This is a genomic window from Microbacterium sp., assembly GCF_036566905.1.
Lineage (GTDB): Bacteria > Actinomycetota > Actinomycetes > Actinomycetales > Microbacteriaceae > Microbacterium.
Genome location: NZ_DATCVK010000126.1, coordinates 1 through 18,988, shown reverse-complemented (window position 1 = coordinate 18,988; position 18,988 = coordinate 1). Strand labels below are relative to the sequence as shown.

The 18,988-nt window shown below is 70.2% G+C and carries 15 protein-coding genes; 7 read left to right on the top strand and 8 right to left on the bottom strand.

Annotation, left to right across the window (positions count from 1 at the left end; genetic code table 11):
• Together VIP82_RS09415 and VIP82_RS09410 are read left to right on the top strand one after the other, a co-directional pair.
• A partial coding sequence (locus VIP82_RS09415; protein ID WP_331907904.1) for a heavy metal translocating P-type ATPase occupies positions 1-2,190 on the top strand: 2,190 nt, incomplete at its 5' end.
• 73 nt (positions 2,191-2,263) lie between these two features.
• A complete protein-coding gene (locus tag VIP82_RS09410; RefSeq protein ID WP_331907902.1) occupies positions 2,264-2,605 on the top strand; it encodes a metal-sensitive transcriptional regulator in 342 nt (113 codons plus the stop codon).
• Positions 2,606-2,607: 2 nt separating this feature from the next.
• On the opposite strand, the gene rarD is transcribed toward VIP82_RS09410, so the two are convergent.
• Together rarD and groES are read right to left on the bottom strand one after the other, a co-directional pair.
• Positions 2,608-3,525 (bottom strand): EamA family transporter RarD, encoded by a 918-nt coding sequence (gene rarD, locus VIP82_RS09405; protein ID WP_331907906.1) that lies wholly within the window; start codon positions 3,523-3,525, stop codon positions 2,608-2,610.
• Positions 3,526-3,803: 278 nt separating this feature from the next.
• Positions 3,804-4,100 (bottom strand): co-chaperone GroES, encoded by a 297-nt coding sequence (gene groES, locus VIP82_RS09400; RefSeq protein ID WP_308867967.1) that lies wholly within the window; start codon positions 4,098-4,100, stop codon positions 3,804-3,806.
• 412 nt (positions 4,101-4,512) lie between these two features.
• On the opposite strand from groES, the gene VIP82_RS09395 reads away from it, so the two are divergent.
• The 4 genes from VIP82_RS09395 (at position 4,513) to VIP82_RS09380 (ending at position 10,488) form a co-directional block, all read left to right on the top strand.
• A complete protein-coding gene (locus tag VIP82_RS09395) occupies positions 4,513-6,252 on the top strand; it encodes an Hsp70 family protein (RefSeq protein ID WP_331907900.1) in 1,740 nt (579 codons plus the stop codon).
• A 24-nt stretch (positions 6,253-6,276) separates the two neighbouring features.
• Positions 6,277-8,826: a LuxR C-terminal-related transcriptional regulator gene (locus tag VIP82_RS09390; protein ID WP_331907898.1), complete on the top strand. Its 2,550-nt coding sequence runs from the start codon at positions 6,277-6,279 to the stop codon at positions 8,824-8,826.
• A gap of 124 nt (positions 8,827-8,950) precedes the next feature.
• Positions 8,951-9,694, top strand: coding sequence for an IniB N-terminal domain-containing protein (locus tag VIP82_RS09385; protein ID WP_331907896.1), 744 nt, complete (start codon positions 8,951-8,953; stop codon positions 9,692-9,694).
• A 287-nt stretch (positions 9,695-9,981) separates the two neighbouring features.
• Positions 9,982-10,488: a hypothetical protein gene (locus VIP82_RS09380; RefSeq protein WP_331907894.1), complete on the top strand. Its 507-nt coding sequence runs from the start codon at positions 9,982-9,984 to the stop codon at positions 10,486-10,488.
• On the opposite strand, the gene VIP82_RS09375 is transcribed toward VIP82_RS09380, so the two are convergent.
• From VIP82_RS09375 to VIP82_RS09365, 3 genes are all read right to left on the bottom strand, one after another.
• A complete protein-coding gene (locus VIP82_RS09375; RefSeq protein ID WP_331907892.1) occupies positions 10,384-11,940 on the bottom strand; it encodes a dynamin family protein in 1,557 nt (518 codons plus the stop codon). The genes VIP82_RS09380 and VIP82_RS09375 overlap by 105 nt on opposite strands.
• Positions 11,937-13,832 carry a dynamin family protein gene (locus tag VIP82_RS09370; protein WP_331907890.1) on the bottom strand — a complete coding sequence of 632 codons (1,896 nt, stop codon included), beginning with the start codon at positions 13,830-13,832 and terminating at the stop codon, positions 11,937-11,939. Before VIP82_RS09370 ends, VIP82_RS09375 begins: the two co-directional genes overlap by 4 nt.
• Before the next feature lie 144 nt (positions 13,833-13,976).
• Positions 13,977-15,146 carry a hypothetical protein gene (locus VIP82_RS09365; RefSeq protein WP_331907888.1) on the bottom strand — a complete coding sequence of 390 codons (1,170 nt, stop codon included), beginning with the start codon at positions 15,144-15,146 and terminating at the stop codon, positions 13,977-13,979.
• Between the two features lie 163 nt (positions 15,147-15,309).
• On the opposite strand from VIP82_RS09365, the gene VIP82_RS09360 reads away from it, so the two are divergent.
• The gene (locus VIP82_RS09360; protein ID WP_331907886.1) at positions 15,310-16,497 is read left to right on the top strand and encodes a THUMP-like domain-containing protein; all 1,188 of its coding nucleotides are present in this window, start codon (positions 15,310-15,312) and stop codon (positions 16,495-16,497) included.
• Between the two features lie 134 nt (positions 16,498-16,631).
• Here the strand turns inward: VIP82_RS09360 and VIP82_RS09355 are convergent, their stop codons facing one another.
• Genes VIP82_RS09355 through rimI form a run of 3 tightly spaced genes read right to left on the bottom strand, consistent with a single transcriptional unit; the run spans position 16,632 to position 18,885 of the window.
• Entirely contained in the window at positions 16,632-17,285 is a 654-nt protein-coding gene (locus VIP82_RS09355) for a DUF4190 domain-containing protein (RefSeq protein ID WP_331907884.1), read from the bottom strand.
• Complete coding sequence (tsaD, locus tag VIP82_RS09350; RefSeq protein ID WP_331907882.1) at positions 17,282-18,370, bottom strand: tRNA (adenosine(37)-N6)-threonylcarbamoyltransferase complex transferase subunit TsaD; 1,089 nt, start codon at positions 18,368-18,370, stop codon at positions 17,282-17,284. The genes VIP82_RS09355 and tsaD overlap by 4 nt, the downstream gene beginning before the upstream one ends.
• Entirely contained in the window at positions 18,346-18,885 is a 540-nt protein-coding gene (gene rimI, locus VIP82_RS09345; RefSeq protein WP_331907880.1) for a ribosomal protein S18-alanine N-acetyltransferase, read from the bottom strand. Before rimI ends, tsaD begins: the two co-directional genes overlap by 25 nt.
• Between the last annotated feature and the right edge of the window lie 103 nt (positions 18,886-18,988).

Genomic DNA, 18,988 nt, shown 5'->3' with positions numbered 1-18,988 from the left:
TTCGTGAGCGCCCCGGCGGGTCTCGACCCGCAGATGCTCATCGATGAGGTCGTCAAGACCGGATACACCGCCGCGCTCCCCGCCCCGCCGGCTGCCGAGCCGTCCGCGGCCGACACCCTCGACCCCGAGCTCACGAGCCTGCGCCATCGGCTGATCGGGTCGATCGTGCTCTCGACGCCGGTCATCCTGCTGGCGATGATCCCCGCGCTGCAGTTCACGTACTGGCAGTGGGCGTCGCTGGCGCTCGCCGCACCGGTCGTGGTGTGGGGCGCCTGGCCGTTCCACCGGGCCGCGTGGATCAACCTCCGTCACGGCGCCGCCACGATGGACACGCTCATCTCCCTGGGCGTCTCGGCCGCGTTCCTGTGGTCGCTCTACGCCCTGTTCCTCGGCCACGCCGGCATGCCCGGCATGACCCACGCGTTCGAGTGGTCGGTGACCCCGAGCGACGGGGCCGGCGACATCTACCTCGAGGTGGCGGCCGGGGTCACCACGTTCGTGCTCGCGGGCCGGTACTTCGAGCAGCGGTCGAAGCGCCGCGCCGGCGCGGCCCTGCGCGCGCTCCTCGAGATCGGCGCCAAGGATGTGGCGGTGCTGCGGCCGACGGGTGATGAGGTCCGTGTGCCCATCGCCGACCTGCACGTCGGCGACGAGTTCGTCGTGCGCCCCGGCGAGAAGATCGCGACCGACGGCGTCGTGGCCTCGGGCACGTCGGCGGTCGACGCCTCGATGGTGACGGGCGAGTCCGTGCCCGTCGAAGTCGCCCCGGGTGACGCCGTGGTCGGCGCGACCGTCAACGTCGGCGGGCGGCTCGTCGTGCGCGCGACCCGCGTAGGCGACGACACCCAGCTGGCCCAGATGGCGCGACTCGTCGAGGAAGCGCAGTCGGGCAAGGCGCCGGTGCAGCGGCTCGCGGACCGGATCTCGGGCATCTTCGTGCCCATCGTCCTGCTGATCGCGCTCGCGACGCTCGTGGGCTGGCTGCTCACCGGCGCCTCCGCGTCGATGGCGTTCACCGCGGCCGTCGCGGTGCTGATCATCGCCTGCCCGTGCGCCCTCGGCCTCGCCACCCCGACCGCGCTGCTCGTCGGCACCGGCCGCGGCGCGCAGCTCGGCATCCTGATCAAGGGTCCGGAAGTGCTCGAGTCGACGCGCACCGTCGACACGGTGGTGCTCGACAAGACCGGCACCGTCACGACCGGCCGCATGACACTCATCGACGTCGTGGTCGCCGGAGGTGCCACGACGGCGGATGTCGCCGCCGACGCCCGCGCCGAGCTGATGCGTCTCGCCGGAGCCCTGGAGCATGCCTCCGAGCACCCCATCGCGCAGGCGATCGCACGCGGCGCCGCCGACGAGACCGGACCGCTCCCCTCGGTCGAGTCGTTCCAGAACGTTCCGGGCAAGGGCGTGTCGGGAGTCGTCGAGGGGCACGCCGTGCTCGTCGGGGGCGAGTCACTGCTCGCCGACTGGGCGCTGGCCCTGCCCGCGGACCTCGCCGCCGCGAAGGCGTCGGCCGAAGCGCTGGGGCGCACCGCGGTGCTGGCCGCGTGGGACGGCGAGGTGCGGGGCCTCTTCGTGGTCGCCGACCAGGTGAAGCCCACGAGCACCGAGGCGGTGGGCCAGCTGCGGGCGCTCGGGCTCACACCGGTGCTGCTGACCGGCGACAACGCCGCCGCGGCGCGCGCGATCGCTGACGAGGTGGGCATCCAACGCGTCATCGCCGAGGTGCTGCCGCACGACAAGGTGGCCGTCATCACCCAGCTGCAGTCCGAGGGGCGCGTCGTCGCCATGGTGGGCGACGGCGTGAACGACGCCGCCGCCCTCGCGCAGGCCGACCTGGGCCTCGCGATGGGGACCGGGACGGATGCCGCGATCGAGGCATCCGACATCACCCTGGTGCGCGGCGACCTGCGCAGCGCGGCCGACGCCATCCGCCTGTCGCGCGCGACGCTCGGCACGATCAAGGCCAACCTCTTCTGGGCCTTCGCCTACAACGTGGCGGCTCTGCCGCTCGCGGCCCTCGGCCTGCTGAACCCTATGATCGCGGGAGCGGCGATGGCATTCTCGAGTGTGTTCGTGGTGGGCAACAGCCTCAGGCTGCGACGGTTCCGCAGCCTCTCCGGCGGCCGTCCCGACCCCTCCCGGGCGAAGGCGCCGGCTGCGGCGGAGGCGATCGCCGCCTCCTAGCCGAGTGCGCCGACTTCCGGACTCCTACCTCTTTTACATCACGAACGTTGTACACAGTGAAGGACTTGCAGACATGACGATCGACACGCACGGCGAGACGGCCGACCACGCGGCTTCGCCGGAGGGCGAGGCCTCGCACCACGGCTACATCACCGACAAGGACAAGTACCTCAACCGCATGAAGCGCATCGAGGGGCAGGCTCGCGGCATCCACAAGATGGTGGAGGACGAGAAGTACTGCATCGACATCCTGACGCAGATCAGCGCGCTGACCTCCGCGCTCGAGGCAGTCGCGGTCGGCCTGCTCGACGACCACCTGCGCCACTGCGTGGTGGATGCCGCACGCCTGGGCGGCGAGGCCGCCGACGCCAAGATCACCGAGGCCACGCAGGCCATCGCCCGACTGGTGCGCTGACCTCAGGCGCCGACGCGCGAACGCCGGGCGTGCAGCACCGAGTCGACGGTGAGCACCATCAGCGCCACCCACACGAGCCCGAAGCCGATCCAGCGCTCCAGGGGCATCGGCTCACCGAGCACGAGCCACCCGATCAGGAACTGCAGGATCGGCGCCACGAACTGCAACAGCCCGATCGTGGTCAGCGACACGCGGCGGGCGCCTGAGGCGAAGAGCAGCAGCGGCACGGCGGTGATGACGCCCGTCAGGCTCAGCAGCACGGTGTGCTGCCATCCGCTCGACCCCATCGTGAGGCCCTCTGTCGCACCCACGATCGCCAGCACGACGACCGCGATCGGCGTCAGCCAGAGCGTCTCGAGGGTGAGACCGCTCACGGCGTCGACCGAAGGGCCGACCTTCTTCTTCACCAGCCCGTAGACGCCGAACGACGCCGCGAGCGTGAGCGCGATCCACGGGAAGGCGCCGTAGCCGATGACGATCACGGCCACCGCCGCGGCGGCGATGCCGATGGCGACCCACTGCGTCGGGCGCAGGCGCTCGTGCAGCACCAGTACGGCGAGCAGCACGGTCGCGATCGGGTTGATGAAGTAGCCCAGGCTGGTCTCGATGACCTGGTCGCTCAGGGCGCCGTAGATGAAGACCTGCCAGTTGACGTAGATCAGCAGACCGGCGATCACGGTGAGCCCCAGCACGCGCGGCTGCCGGAAGATCGCCGCCAGCCGCGCCCACGTGCGGGTCACCGTGAGCAGCAGCGCGCAGAAGGCAAGGGACAGCAGGATCCGCCACGCCACGATCTCCCACGGGCCGGTCGGTGCCAGGAGCAGGAAGTACAGCGGCAGGAAGCCCCACAGCAGGTAGGCGCTGAACGCGTAGACGCCCCCGAGCGTACGCTCGCGCGCCTCGGCGGCGGCATCCGCGATCCGAAGGCTCCCGGTCGTCACGCCGAGGTCGAGTGCGGTGGAGGGGTCGAGCCCGTCCACGGTGCCACGCTCCGACGGGGAGGACTGCTCGCGACTCACCGAGTCAGCCTACGCCCGCCCTGCGCGGTGCCGGCCCGCTGCGCCGGGCCGACGGCATCCGTTCCCTGCCGTCCGTGGCCGGATTCCTGCCACGCCGCCCCGGGCCGAGGACCCCGGACATGACGAGAGGGTCGGATGCCGAAGCATCCGACCCTCTCGGTACGCGCAGTGCGCGGACCTCAGCGAACGACGACCGCCAGGACGTCGCGAGCCGACAGGACGAGGAGCTCGTCACCGCCGAACTTCACCTCGGTGCCGCCGTACTTGCTGTAGATCACGCGGTCGCCGACGGCGACGTCGAGCGGGATGCGGTTGCCGTTGTCGTCGATACGACCCGGACCCACCGCCACGACCTCGCCCTCCTGGGGCTTCTCCTTGGCGGTGTCGGGGATGACCAGACCGCTGGACGTGGTCTGCTCGGCCTCGACCTGCTTGATGACGATGCGGTCCTCGAGCGGCTTGATGGAAACCGACACGGTCTACCTCTTCTTTCTTGAGACTAAGACTCGTTAGCACTCTGACGTTGAGAGTGCTGATGACAGTCTAGGCAACCGTCTGGCACTCATGCAACGTGAGTGCCAATCGTGCGTCACACGCGGCGCGACGCACACACCTGGCCGAAACATAACTGTTACATGCCCTTGAGGCTTTGTCCGGCCTCGGCGTATCATCACAGCAGCGACTCACTCTTTGGGGAGAGAGAACGCTGCGAGGTCGGGGGAGCTCGCACACGATGTGGGGGCATGCTTCAACATGGGTGAGCAGTTTTTCTTGGCCGTGGATCTAGGGACCAGCAGGCTGGGAGCAGCGACAGCGCGCGTCGCTTCGGACGGCAGCATCACATCTGCGGCGTTTCCACTCGGGCGTCGTGGCGACAGTGTCGCGACGGTGGTCTTTATCGCCGAAGACGGTGAACTCCTCTTCGGGGATGCTGCGGAACGCCGCGGCGTCACAGCGCCCGAGCGGCTGATCCGCGAGTTCAAGCGGAGCATCGGCGACGACGTACCGCTGGTCGTGGGCGACCAGTCGATCCCGGCCGAGCAGCTGTACGCGCGGACGGTGGCGGGCGTCATCGACGCGGTGACCGAACGCGAGGGAGGCGCACCTGCCGGTGTGGTCATCACGCACCCCGCGATGTGGGGTCCGCACCGTGTGGGAACGATCAGCTCGGCGCTGGCAGCCCTCGGCATCCGCGACGTGGAGTTCATCACTGAACCCGAAGCTGCGGCGCGGCACTACGAGGCGTCGCGCGTGCTCGCGCCGGGTGAGACGATCGCCGTCTACGACCTGGGCGGCGGCACGTTCGACTGCGTGTTGCTGCGCAAGACCGAGACCTCGTTCGAGCTCGTGGGAGAGCCGATGGGGCTCGACAATCTGGGCGGAGCCGACTTCGACGACGCGGTGGTGCGCCACGTGCTGCGCTCCGCGGAGGTCTCCCCCGAGGCGCTGGACGACTCCTCCGCCGACGCGCGGGTCGCGCTGTCGCAGCTTCGTCGCGAATGCGTCGACGCCAAGGAGGCACTGTCGTTCGACTCCGATGTCGTCATCCCGGTCCTGCTGCAAGCCGGCCGCTCGAGCGTGCGACTGACGCGCGCCGAGTTCGAGGACATGATCGATCCGTATGTCACGCAGACGGTCGATGTGCTCGAGGATGCCCTCGAAGCGGCCGACGTCGAGCCGGAGCAGCTCGAGTCGGTGCTGCTCATCGGCGGATCGTCGCGGATCCCGCTGGTCACGCAGCGGATCTCCGAGCGTCTGGGCCGCCCGACCGCGATCGACGCGGATCCGAAGGCGTCCATCGCGCTCGGCGCGGCCCACACGGCTCTCATCCGCGCGATGGATCGCGAGATCGCTGCTCCGGGAGAGCTCGTCGTCTATGAAGGCGCCTCGGTCGGCGGGCTGGAGCTCGCCATCCCGGCCGGCGCTGCGCTCGCGGCACCGGTCGCCCCCGTCGCGGCATCGTCGCCGCACGGCGCGCGCCACTACATCGCCATCTCGGCGGCGGCCGCCCTCGTCGCCGCGGCGATCGTCTTCGGCAGCACCATGACGCTCGGCAATGGGAGCGGCACCTTCCTGTCGTTGTCGGGCTGGGACCCGGCCGCCCCCGCACCGGCCGAGGCCGCGGCCGCCGCTCAGGTGGAGCCGGCCGCCGACGCGAACCCGCCCGAGACGGCGACGGCTCCCGAGCCGGACAAGGGGTCAGGGGGCACGGTGAACCCGAAGGCCGGGAAGCCGAAGTCGCAGAACGACGCTCCGATCTCCAAGGCAGGGCCGGACCGGAAGACCACGACCACGACCACGACGAAGGAAGGCACGTCCACGCAGCCGGCCGCCGGAGGGTCGGGCACGACACCCACGTCGACCGGCGGCGACACGACGGGCCAGACGACGCAGCCGCAACCCGACCCAGCGACCCAGCCGGAGCCGGCGCCGACGACGCAGCCGGAGCCGGAACCGGAACCGACCACCCAGCCGGAACCAGCGCCGGAGCCGGAGCCCGAACCCGAACCCGAGCCCGAGCCGGAGCCGGAGCCCACGACTCCACCGGCGGACCCCGAGCCGGAGCCGGCCCCCGCTGATCTGCAGCCGGCCCCTGAGACCTCACCCGCTCCCGAGATCGTTCCCTGACGCCGGGATCGCCTGGGACATCTCATGTCAACGCCGACTGCCGCTTCGGCAGCGTTCTTCGACGCCGCCGACTTCACAGGATCGCGACACGCGCATCCTCTCATCGACGCTCTCACCACACGGGAGACGCCGCCTCGCATGCTCATCTCGGGCAACGCCGGATCGGGCAAGTCGTCGATCCTGCGCGGCGCGCAGCGATTCCTCACCCGCAACCGTGTGCCGCTCCACCTGCTCGGACCCGACACCGACGTGACGGGTGTTCCCGCCGCCAGCGTGCTCCTCGTCGACGACCTGCATCTGCTGCCGCCGGCGCAGGTCGAGGACCTCATCCTGCGGGCCGCGGATCCCGACACCGCGCTCGTCGTGACGAGCCGACCCTGGCCGAGCTCGCACGAACTGGCGAGCATCGCACGACACCTGGAGCGCAGCCGCCCTGCGGTCGTCCTCGGACACGTGACGCGCTCGGACGTCCTGGACTACCTCGCGGGCACCGGTCGCGACATCCCGGCGCCGTGCCTGGATCACATCCTCGAGATCACCGGCGGCGTCTCATGGCTCGTGTCGGCGGCCCTGTCGGCACACGACGAGAGGGACTGCGCGAACGACATCGACCACTCGGCGCTCGGTCAGGTGCTCGAGCAGAGCGTCGCACACCGCCTCGGGGTGGTCGACACGGACGTCAGACGAGCGGTCGAAGCGGTCAGCGTGGCGGCGGCGGAGGAGCATCCCCTCGACTCCGAGCTGCGGGGCGACCCGGACGGGATCGTCGTCCAGGCATACGCCGACGGCCTGCTCCTGCGCAACGGGCGACCGGTGCCGGTCGTGCGCGCCGCTGTGCGCGCAACCCTGCCCACGCGCCGGCTCGTCGAACTGCTGACAGCCCACCCCGGGGGTGTCGACCCGGCTGCCCAGCGCGGAACCGACTGGCTGTCGGACGTGTCCGACCCCCGTCTGGGGGCTGCTCTCGTCGAGCGCGGGGACCAGCTGATCGACGCGGATCCGGTGCGCGCCGGCAGCTTCTACCGCGCCGCCGCCGAGGCGGGGACATCGTCCGCCGACCTGCATGCGAAGCGGGCGCAGGTGGCCTGGGCGACGGGAGACGTCGACGGTGCCGCACATCTGATCGATGAGGCCATGGCGTACTCCGAGCGCGACGCCGGGGTGGACGCCCGGCTCGCCGATGTCGCGGCGGCGACCTGGTCGATGCGGGGGATGCTTCAGACCGGGTGCACCGTCTACGACGTGCTCCCTCCCGCTTCGGCCGAGGCATCTGCTCGCGAGTACATCGCCCGGATCGGCGTCGGTGATCCGCGCGCGCAGGATGACGACGGCCACACGACACCGACCGCGCTCGCGGCGCCCTCGACCCTGACCGTCGCGATGAAGCTCGTCCACCGAGGCCTGCGCGCATCGCTGCAGGCAGACCGGGCCGACGCCGCTCTCGCCGACCTCGTGCGCGGATCCCACCTCTACACCGCGTCCCGGTCGTCGGCACCCATGCCGGAGCTTCCCGCCGTGATCGCGGCGGTCGCTGCGATCAGCTCCGGCGACCTCTCGACGGCGCGATCGGTCATCGACGCGGCCATCGAGGGGCACACGGGAACACCGTGGATGCTCTCCCGGCTGTTGCTGTGGCGAGCGTGGATCGCACTCGGTCTCGCCCAGGGCGGGAGAGCGCGTGAGGACCTCGACGCCGCCCTCGCCCTCGCACCGACGCCGGTGCCGCGGGACGACCTGCTGGCACAGGCCATCCGCGTCGGCCTCGCGCGGCGGTACGAGGATGCCGCGGGCCTCACCGCGGCATGGGAGTCCGGGCGCGACAGCCTGCTGGACGCCGACGTCGACCTCTACACTCTCCTCCCGGTCGCGGAACTCGTGACCGCCGGCTCGCGCGTGGGGGACGAGTCGGCGACGCAGCCGCTGTTCGCACAGGCCCTGCGCATCGTCGAGTCGCTGGGTTCTCCGCCGGTCTGGGCCGCGCACCTGCGGTGGGCCGGCATCCAGCGCGGGATCCTGCTGGACCACCCCGACTACCTCGGCCCGCACGCGCACGCGCTCGTCGACGCCGCGCCCGGCAGCCGTGTCGCGGCGACGATGGCCGCTGCCGGACGCCTGTGGACGTCGGTGCTCGCCGGGACGGTGGATGCCGACGCCGTCGAAGCCTCCGCCCAGGGGCTCGGCGCCATCGGGCTGAAGTGGGACGCCGCACGTCTCGCGCGACACGGCGCCAACCGCTCGGACGACCGGAAGGTCTCGGCCCGCCTCCTCGCGTGCGCGCGCGAACTGCACCCGCAGGAGACCCGCGCGACCGATGCGTCGGTGGAGAACTCCCCGGCATCCCGCGCGAGCACCGCCGCCGGACTCAGTGAGCGCGAGACGGATGTCGCGCGCCTGGTCGTGCAGGGCAAGACGTACGCCGAGATCGGCGAGACGATCTTCATCTCACCGCGCACGGCCGAGCATCACATCGCGAGCATCCGGCGCAGGCTCGGAGCCACGTCGCGCTCGGACCTGATCGCCAAGCTGCGTGTCGCGCTGAGCCCGACCGGCCCTTCCTCCGACGCGGACACCTGATGACCTCGCCCGCCCGCGCAGATCCCCGTGCGGCCCCCCGCCGGCATCGGGGAAACCCCCGATTCACCGAAAACGCCAACCACCTACTCTCGAGAATGAGCCTCGAAGTGACAGGAGCCGAGACATGACAACACCGCTCGCAACAATCGCCGATGCGCTGATCGAGTTCATCCTCAGTCTGCTCAATGACCCCGCGGCAGCCGCGGAGTTCGAGGAGGACCCGCAGGGCACGCTCGCGCGCAACGGGCTCAGCGACGCCTGCGTCGACGACGTCCGGGCCGTCGCGCCGGTCATCGTGGACCGCCCCGACGTGTATCCGAAGCCGGCGGGACCGCCGGCTCCTCCCGGACCTCCGAAGCCGACGACCGTCGAGAAGGAGATCACGAACATCACCCAGTCCTTCTCGATCGACAACCGGGCGACCATCGTCGACCAGTCGGTCAACCAGAACATCTGGGCGGACGGCGACGTCAACCAGATCTTCGACCAGGAGGCTGTGGTCAACAGCGGCGACAACGGCGCCGCCGCCGGCGAGGACGCCACCGTGGACAACTCGAACGACACGACGACCGTCGGCGATGTCAGCATCGGCAACGAGGACACGACGACGAACATCGACGGTTCGTTCAACGACGGTTCGACCAACACCGAGACCGACATCGAGGTCGGCGTCGAAGACTCCGTCAACGACAACTCCACGGATGTGGCGGTCGACGTCGAGGTGGAGGAGTCGTTCAACGACACCACCACGACCGACACGGCGACCGACGTCGACGTGTCGAACGAGGGCAACTACGAGTCCGAGGACGCGACGGCCATCTCCATCGACGAGACATACATCGAGCCGGAGTCCCAGGAGGAGTTCTGAGGCCCGACGTGACCGATCCGGAAGACGACGACAACCGCTCGCGCGCCTTGGCCCACCCAAGGCGCGCGAGCGCGCGCCCGAAGCCTCAGCCGCCGAGCTTCGCAGATACAGCGCCGGCGACCGGCACGGCGATCGGTCGCGTGCCGGTGGCGAAGGTGCCGGCCTCCGAGGTGCTGTCCCCGCAGCCGGACCCGCCGCGCAACCGGACTCCGCCTCCACCTCCGACGCGAGAGCGACGTGAAGCGCCGGAGCGCCCGCCGACCGCGAGCCCCAACGTCGCTCCTGTCTTGACGAAGCTTCCTCCGCCGTTCACGGTGCGCCTGAGTCAGTTCCTCTGGGTGCTGAGCCTTCTCGCCGGCGGCGTCGCGGTCGTCTACCTCTTCGTCATCCGCGAAGACCAGGTACCGCTCATCACGGAGGTCGTGAAGGGCGTCGCGGAGGGGCGCAGTGAGGAGACGTACACGGCGGCCGCCGACATCCTCTTCTGGTCCGTCTTCGCCGTGGCGGTCACCCTGCTGCTGATCCAGATCGTGCTGCTGGTGTCGTTCTCGAATCGCAAGCCGAATGCCCGGTGGTGGCAGCTCGCGACGGTGGTGGGACAGATCGGGCTCTTCCTGCTGTCGTCCGAATTCTTCGCCACAGGTGAGCACGGCCCCGTCCTTCGCCAGGTGCTCTTCGCACAGTGGTCGCTAGCGCTCCTGGCGCTCCTCTTCAGCTCGTTCCGGGGCGCTCTGCAATGGACCGCCCGCAAGTACGACGTCCGTCGGGCCGGTGGCGGAGAGGGCGACTTCTGACGCCACCTCTTCGAGGCTCCGGATCACCTGACGGGCCACCTCGACCGTCGCCCGCTCCGCGATCGGAGACGCGCTGAGCCTTCGCCAACGCGCCAGCAGTTCCTCGACCCTCGCGCGCAGCTCTGACGGCGTCGCCGAATCGGGCAGCCCGAGGCGGGCCGATGCGGACGGGCCCTCACCCCCGATGATCCGTTCCGCCTCGGCGGCGTCGGACCTGCTCAACGGCAGATCGGACGAACGCGCGCGGGCCAGGAGCGACAGCTCGCGCAGCGCGTGCGCGGAGGCGTAGATCCGCTCCACTCCCCCGACGATCGTCTCGGTGCCGGGCCGCGGGCTGTCGCGCAGGAGGGTCCGGAGAGCGTCGAGCACGCCCCGTACTTTGAGCGCCGCCGCTCGCGTACGGAACTGCAGCCGGATGAACTGCTGGAGCTCGTTGAGCCCGCTCTGCTGCACGAGCTGATCCGACAGCTGCGTGGAGTCCGTGGCGCCGGTGCGGATGAGAGCGCTCGCGAGACGCACGCCGAATATGCCGAAGCGGCTCAGCAGCTGACGGCGAACCTCCTCGCTCAGCGACGTGGAATCGGCGGGTCGCACGAACCGATCGGCAGAGACCATGAGCGCTTCTCGCGCCTTGCGCTCGAGGGAGGCGAGCTCCTGGAAAGAACTGAACTCGTCCTCGCGCATCGTCCGTGCGCTCTCGGCGAGCAGTCCGGCGACCGGGACCACGCCGAGCGACAGCGCCGCGAGCTCGCCGTCCTTCTCGTAGCGCCGTGCGACCTTGCCGGCCGACAGCAGGGAGTCGATGCGGCCGGCGCCGATCTCGTCGGCACGGGACAGCACGGCCACGGCGTTGACCGTCTGTGAAGCCCCTGCTGCGGTGTCGCGGAAAGACTCCAGGAACTTGAGGTCGGACGCGTGCATATGGCGCATGAGGTACACGATCGCGTCGGCCGACGACGGCTCGGTCTCGGGCACGAGGAAGTCCGTGGAGCGCGCCGAGACGTCCTTCGAGAGCGATGCGATGCCGGGTGTGTCGATGAGGATGAGATCGCGCAGCCCGGTCGACGGCCACCCCACATCGATCCACGCCGTCTCATCCGGCGAGATGTCTCCGAGCTCGAGGACGAGGCGGCCCTCCTCGCGATGGATCGGCATGCGCCGCGGCGGCCCGTCGTGGGGGTGGAGCGTGATGGCGGGCGTCGCCGAGTACCGGTACCACGTGACCACCCGGGTGCACTCGCCGGCGTCGGTCGGCGCGAGGCGCTCGCCCAGCATCGCGTTCAGGAGCGTGGACTTCCCGGCCTTCACCATTCCCGCGATGGCCAGACGCAGCGGCTCCCGGAGTCGCCGATCCAGGTCGGACAGCACGTCCATGGCCGCGGGGTCATCGATATAGAGCTCCGATGCGGCGCGGATCAGGGCGGCCGTATCGTCTTGGGTGGTGGTCCTCACCGCTTCGCCGCCTCCACGGCCCGCACCGGGGGCAGCGCGGGGATCCTGGCCCTGAGTGCCTCGAGCTGCTGCACCTGGACGTTCAGCTCCTTCACCCGCTTCTCACTCTCTCCGGCATAGGTGCCGGCCGCCTGCTTGGCGGCGAGCACCGCATCCGACAACGAGCGGTGGATCTCATCGGCCATGCTGCCGAAGTGGTCGCGCGCCGCCCGCTGGACGAGGCGCAGGCGGTCTTTCAGCTGCTTGCCGACCTGGAACTGCACCTCATCGAGGTACTTGCGGACGAGCGACTTCGCCTCGAACCGCCGGCGGGACAGCCGAGAGCTCATGTCTTCGCGATACGCCCGGCGGCCGACGAGCACGCCGGCGAGGAGCGAGAGCGGGTTGATGAGCGTCAAGCCGATGAGGCCGGTCGCGAGGCCCACCATGAGCACGCCGCCATACGAGCCGCGGACGCCGATGAAGATCTTCTCGGCCGCGCCCATCTGACGATGGCCGAGGTCGGACAGCCCCTCGACCGGGTCCAGCACGCCCTCGGTGTCGCCCACGTCGATGAGCGGGAGGCCGGCCTCGCCTTCGCTGAACAGCTCGGCGACCTCTTCCGACAGCCACCGTGAGCGCTCGTCTGTCCACACGAACGTCTCCGAGACGGCCGCCGAGACCCGCTGGTCGAGCCATTCGGTGATCTGGTCCCAGATGGGGCCGGGGTCGCCCTCGTCGATCGCATCCTCCGCCTCGCGCTGCACCTTGCGGAGCCGGTCACGCAGGTCGTGCTCCATGTCGGAGATGAGGTCGGCGACGCCGTCGTTCAGGGTGATCTGCCACTTGGACGAGCGACCGCGGAAGTCGTCTGCGCGCGCCTTCGCGTCTTCGAGCTGCGCGATGAGCCTCGGGGTGTCCTCCGGGTGGAGGATCGCCTCGAGCTCGGAGGTGAGCGACATCTTCAGCTGCTCGACCACCGACACGAGGTCGTGCACGGCGCTGCGCGCATGGATGATCTCCGCGCGGCCGAGCACCTCCTGCCGGAGGTGAGCCACGAGCGCGGGGAAGCCGGACTCGCTGTTCAGCTCGCGGTCCTGCTCCTCGGCGGCGATGAGGCGCAGATCGCTGGAGACGGCGAAGATCGGGACGTCCCCGATGTCGCCGAGATGCGCGCGATCGATGCGCTCGATGTCGCGCCACTGCGGGTACATGTCGGTTTTGGCGAGCACGGCGGCCACGTTCGGCGACACGCGCATGGCGTGCTTGAGGAACTGCACCTCAGGCTCGGTGTACTCCTGCGAGGCATCGGACACCAGCAGGACGGCATGCGCAGATGACAGCGCCGCCAGAGTGGCGAGAGCGTTCGTCGAGTCGAGGCCTCCGACACCGGGTGAGTCCACCAGTCGGAGTCCACCCTTGAGCAGCTCGCGAGGGAGCACCACCTCCGCGGCGACGACTCTGCGCTCGTTGGCGGGATTGCCGCGCTCCGACACGAACTGTGCGATGTCTTCCAGCGCGATCTGCTGACGCACCGGCGCCTCGGACTCATTCGCGGACTGAAGGGTCACCCATGCGTCGGGGGTTGCGGCATAGCCGACCGAGGTCGGCACGCTCGTGGCCACGTCATCGTCGACGGGGCACACGGGGGCGTTCACGAGGGCGTTGATCAGCTTGCTCTTGCCCTGCTTGAACTCGCCGACGACGATGACCCGCACGTTGGGGTCCTGCAGTCGTTCGTGGGTGTGATCGAGACGCCGAGCCAGGTCTGCGCGCCCTGTCGATGACGCGAACTGACCGACGTTGTCGACGATTGTGACGAGCGTCTTGCTCGTCGAGCGTTCCACCGCGGACGGCACCGCCGGCTCGGCATCCTCCCGGCTCGGCTTCTTGACGGCTACAGCATCAGACACGTGTGTCCCCCTCGACGCATCTCCCCCGCCTCACGCTACGGCATCCGAGCGGCCTCGGGGTTGCGGACCGGACGATCGATCCGCATCGCAAATTGGTCTTGCCCGGCCGCCTCTTGAGAGGCGACCGGGCAAGGGTGAGAGGGATCAGAGGTCGATGAGGTTGTCGCCAGCGACGTCCCCACCAGGGCTGAAGTAGTTGCCGCTGTTCTCCCACTCGAAGTCGTTCTCGACCTCGGTGTTGAACTCCTCGTTGAAGGCGTCCTCGATCTCGACCTCGACGTTGGTGTGGTCGGAGTAGTCGTTGAACGAGTCGTCGATCTCGACCTCGAACTCGTTCCACTCGTTGGTCGAGTTGTCCTGGAAGGAGTCGCTGATGTGCGTCTCGATCCAGGTGTTGCCGATCGAGACGTCGCCGACCTCGGTGTTGGTCCACGAGTTGTCGACGGTCGCGTCGTCGCCCGCGGCAGCACCGGCGTCACCCGAGTTGACGACGGCCTCCTGGCCGAACCCCTGGTTGACGTCGTCGCCGGCCGCGATGGACTGGCTGACCGACTGGTCGACGACCGTCGCACGGTTGTCGAGCTCGAGGTGGAGCGCACCCGCACCCGCAGCCGCCGCTGCAGCGCCGCCGCCCAGCACGCCGCCGATGTTGAGGTCGCCGCCGACGCCGGTGTTGTACTGGCGCACACCGACCGTGACGGAGTCGTCGTTCAGCGTGGTCTCGTTGAAGGAGTCCGTGATGTCGACGTCGATGTCGGTCTCGTTGTACGAGTCCTCGTTGCCGACGTCTTCGACGTCGACGTCGGTCTCGTTGTACGAGTCCTCGTTGCCCGAGTCCTCGATGTCGACGTCGGTCTCGTTGCCCGAGTCCTCGATGTCGACGTCGGTGTCGTTGTAGGAGTCCTCGTTGCCCGAGTCCTCGATGTCGACCTCGAGGTCGTTCTCGGTCGAGTTGTCGGTGTTGCCCGAGAAGTTGCCGTTGCCGGAGTCGTCGATGTCGGTGGCGTCGCCACCCACGTTGTCGGAGAAGTTGCCGTTGCCGGAGTCCTCGACGTCGACGTCGGTGTTGCCGATCTCGTTGTCGGAAGCGATGTCGTTGCCGACGGCGCTGTTCACGTTGTTGTCGTCGTTGCCGACCGCGCTGTTGACGTTGTTGTCCTCGACGTCGACGTCCGTGTCGTTGCCGACCACGTTTCCGTCGTTGCCGACAACGTTGTCCTCGACCTCGACGTCGGTGTTCCCGACCTCGTTGTTGGAGAGGACGTCTTCGATGTTCGTCTGAACACCCAGCACGTTGGTGTTGTCGTCAGCCATGATTGATCCTTTTCTCGCTGAGCCAGGGTGGCGGTGTATGAAGAGTCTCTTCCCGAGCGGTCGCGGCCACATCCGGAGGTTCCCCGCACCATCCCCCTCCCTGGAGGGGGATCCGCTCGGGGGTTTCGGGGATGGACCCCGGGTACCCCCGTAGGCTCAGCGGGTGGAACTCTCCGAACTCGAAGCGCTCCTGACGCCCGTGGGGCTCCGGCTGCTCGACGCCATGCCGACGGTCGACTCGTCCGACGACGTCGCCCGGGCGGTCACCCGACTGCGCCGCGACGGCCACTCCCCCGATCTCGTCTCCGCCGTGGTCGGGCAGGCTCGCCTGCGCACACGCGCGCGAGCGAAGTTCGGCGATCTTGCCGAGAGGATGCTGTTCACCCGGGCGGGCCTCGAACAGGCGACCCGCCTGCCCATCGCCGCCCGCCATGCCGGGCGGTTCCGCGACGCCGGCTTCACGCATATCGCCGATCTCGGCTGCGGCATCGGGGGCGATGCCCTCGGTCTCGCCGGGCTCGGACTGCGCGTCACCGCCGTCGACGCCGACGAGGTCACCGCCGGCATAGCCGCATACAACCTCGCCCCATTCGGCGACGACGTCGACGTGCGCCTCGGCACGGCCGAGACCACCGACCTCGACGGCATCGACGCCGTCTGGCTCGACCCCGCGCGGCGCACGGCCGGGCACACCGAGACCGCCCGCACCCGGCCGGAGGACTGGTCGCCGTCGCTGGAATGGGTCTTCGACCTCGCGCGCCGGCTGCCGGCCGGCGTCAAGCTCGGACCCGGGCTCGACCGCGACGTCATCCCCGACGACGTGGAGGCGCAGTGGGTGAGCGCCGACGGCTCGACGGTCGAGCTCGTGCTGTGGTCGGGCGCGCTCGCGCGCGAGGGCGTGCGCCGGGCCGCCCTCGTCATCCGCGATGACAGGGCGCACGAGCTGACTGCGGAGACGGATGCCGTGGACGAGCCCGCCCGCGGGCTCGGCGCCTATGTGCACGAGCCCGACGGCGCGGTCATCCGCGCGCGCCTCATCGGCGACGTGGCCCGGAGCCTCGAGGCCGGCATGCTCGACGAGCACATCGCCTACCTCACGTCGGATGCCGCCCTCACGTCGCCGTTCGTGTCGACCTTCCGCGTGCGGGAGGTGCTGCCGGCGGAGGTGAAGGCGCTCGGCAAGGCCCTCCGCGAGCGTGACATCGGGCGGCTGGAGATCAAGAAGCGCGGGGTGGATGTCGACCCCGCGGCGCTGCGCACCCGCCTGAAGCTCCGTGGGTCGGCGTCGGCCACGCTGCTGCTCACGCGTATCGGAAACCGGCGCACCGCGATCCTCGCCGACCGCGTCTGACCGCCCTGGGTGCTGCCGCGCTCACTTCCGAATCCGTTCATCTGCGCTGAACGCACGACCAAGGCGGCATGTCGCGTACGTTCAGCGCAAGCGAACCCGGCTGCGCGGAGGGCGCGCCGAGGACGGCGGAGGCGTCAGCCGAAGAAGTTCGCCCGAAGAGCGGTGAAGAGCAGCCAGCCGGCGCTGTAGAGGATCGACAGCGTTCCGAGGGCGATGGCCCACACCGCCACGGCGCGGTTCTCGAGCGGGCGACGCAGGGCGATGATCGCCGAGACCACGGCGACCAGTCCGATGGGGAAACCCCACCCTACGAACATCGAAACGAGCAGACCGACGACCGCGAACGCGAGTGCCCACCCCGCCAGGCCGCTGTGGAAGGCGGAATCGGTCGCCTGCCACGAGGTGGCGTCGGGCGTGAACTCACCGCCGGGCTCGGCGGGAGCCGTCTCGACGGTGACCGCGACCGGCGCGGTCGGCAGGCGCTGGAACCCTCCGCGATGCGCCCCGGGCAGCGGCGAGGCGTCTTGCGCGAGGTCGATGTCGGGCGAGACCGACGTGACCGTCGGCTCGGCCGGACGCGGCGGCACAGCGGTCTCGGCCGGCGCTGTCGTGTCAGCGGACGGTGGCGGTTCGGCAGGTGCCACGGCCGGCGCGTCCGGCTCAGCAGCCGGGGGCGATGCCGCAGGAGCCTCGGGCGGCACCGTCGTGTCGGCCGGTCGGGGCTTCGCCACGGCGGCGGGCTCGCGGGGCGCGTCGCCGTCGGGCACCGGCATCCGTTCGTCCGTCATCGCGACTCCGCGACCTGGATCTCGGTGACGGGCAGCGTCGAGTCGGCGCCGAACTCGAGCGTCGAGGGAGCGCGGCCCGACATGATGAGCTCGGAAGTGAGAGCGGCGATCATCGCGCCGTTGTCGGTGCACAACGACAGCGGCGGGATGCGCACCGTGACGCCCTCGGCCGCGGCCCGTTCGAGCGCCACGTCGCGCAGGCGCCGGTTGGCGATGACGCCGCCGCCGAGCAGCAGGCGGGGCACGCCGTGGTCGCGGCACGCGGCGAGCGCCTTCGTCACGAGCACGTCGACGACGGCCTCGCGAAAGCTCGCCGCGACGTCGGCGACCGGAACCGGCTCCCCCGCCGCCTCGCGCAGCTCGACCCAGCGGGCGACCGCCGTCTTCAGCCCCGAGAACGAGAAGTCGTAGCGGTGCGCCGCCATGTCCGACGCGCGGGACAGACCGCGCGGGAAGGGGATCGCCTTCGGATCTCCGGATGCCGCCGCCCGGTCGATCTCGGGACCCCCGGGGTACGGCAGCCCGAGCAGCCGTGCGACCTTGTCGAAGGCCTCACCGGCGGCGTCGTCCATCGTCTCGCCGAGAAGCTCGACATCGGTGGTGAGGTCGCGCACAAGGAGCAGCGACGTGTGACCGCCGCTCACCAGCAGCGCGACCGTCGGGTACTCCAGCGGGGGCGCGTCGGTGTCCAGGATGTCGGCGGCGATGTGGCCGACGAGGTGGTTGACGGCGTAGAGGGGCTTCTCGAGCGACACCGCGAGCGCCTTGGCCGCGCCGATTCCGACCATGAGCGCTCCCGCGAGGCCCGGACCGCTCGTCACGGCGACGGCATCGAGATCTGCGAGCGCGACGCCCGACTCGGCGAGCGCCGCCTCGATCGACGGCTGCAGGGCCTCGAGGTGCGCGCGAGCGGCGACCTCCGGCACGACCCCGCCGTAGCGCGCATGCTGGTCCATCGAGCTCGCGATCGTGTTCGACAGCAGCGTGCGGCCACGGACGATCCCGATTCCGGTCTCGTCGCAGCTCGTCTCGATGCCGAGCACCAGCGGTTCGGCGCGGTTCACGTGCACACCCCTCCGTCCCATGCGGACGCTGCGCCGGCGCCGGTCGCCGAGCCGGCACCGGTCGCTGCGCTCGTCGACGCAGCGTGCCAGCTTCGCACGTCGAGCTTCATCACCACGGCGTCGACGTCGTCGGGCTGGTAGTACCGGGGCTTGCGGCCGATCTCGGCGAAGCCCTCCGAGGCGTACAGCGCCTGCGCAACCGGGTTGTCGGCGCGGACCTCGAGGAAGACGTGGCCGACACCGCGGCGCGCGGCCTCCTCGAGCAGCGCCTGCAGGATCGAACGACCGCGACCGCGGCCCCGCGACACCTCGGCGATCGCGATCGTCTGGATGTCGGCATCCTTCGCTCCGGCGACCGCCCGCAGTCCCGCGTAGCCGACGAGTCGGCCGGCCTCGTCGTCCACGACGTACCAGCCGTGCGGGGAGGCGAGCTCTTCGCGCATCATCGCCTCCGACCAGGCGTCGGTGGGGAACGATGCGCGTTCGAGCGCCATGATCGCGGCGAGGTCGTCGCCGGTCGCCCTGCGGAGGCTCATGCGTCGTCCCGCTGTCGCTGTGCCGGCGCCCGCCCGCCCGACCGTTCGGCCGAGCCGACATTGACGCGCTTCGGGGCGTGCGGAAGGGTGACGTCGGGCGCCC

What these genes read in the sequence shown, in the direction of transcription:
- VIP82_RS09410 (WP_331907902.1), top strand. Translation starts at nt 2,264, where the DNA reads ATGACGATCGACACGCACGGCGAGACGGCCGACCACGCGGCTTCGCCG.
- VIP82_RS09390 (WP_331907898.1), top strand. Translation starts at nt 6,277, where the DNA reads ATGTCAACGCCGACTGCCGCTTCGGCAGCGTTCTTCGACGCCGCCGAC.
- VIP82_RS09385 (WP_331907896.1), top strand. Translation starts at nt 8,951, where the DNA reads ATGACAACACCGCTCGCAACAATCGCCGATGCGCTGATCGAGTTCATC.
- VIP82_RS09365 (WP_331907888.1), bottom strand. Translation starts at nt 15,146, where the DNA reads ATGGCTGACGACAACACCAACGTGCTGGGTGTTCAGACGAACATCGAA.
- VIP82_RS09355 (WP_331907884.1), bottom strand. Translation starts at nt 17,285, where the DNA reads ATGACGGACGAACGGATGCCGGTGCCCGACGGCGACGCGCCCCGCGAG.
- tsaD (WP_331907882.1), bottom strand. Translation starts at nt 18,370, where the DNA reads ATGGGACGGAGGGGTGTGCACGTGAACCGCGCCGAACCGCTGGTGCTC.
- rimI (WP_331907880.1), bottom strand. Translation starts at nt 18,885, where the DNA reads ATGAGCCTCCGCAGGGCGACCGGCGACGACCTCGCCGCGATCATGGCG.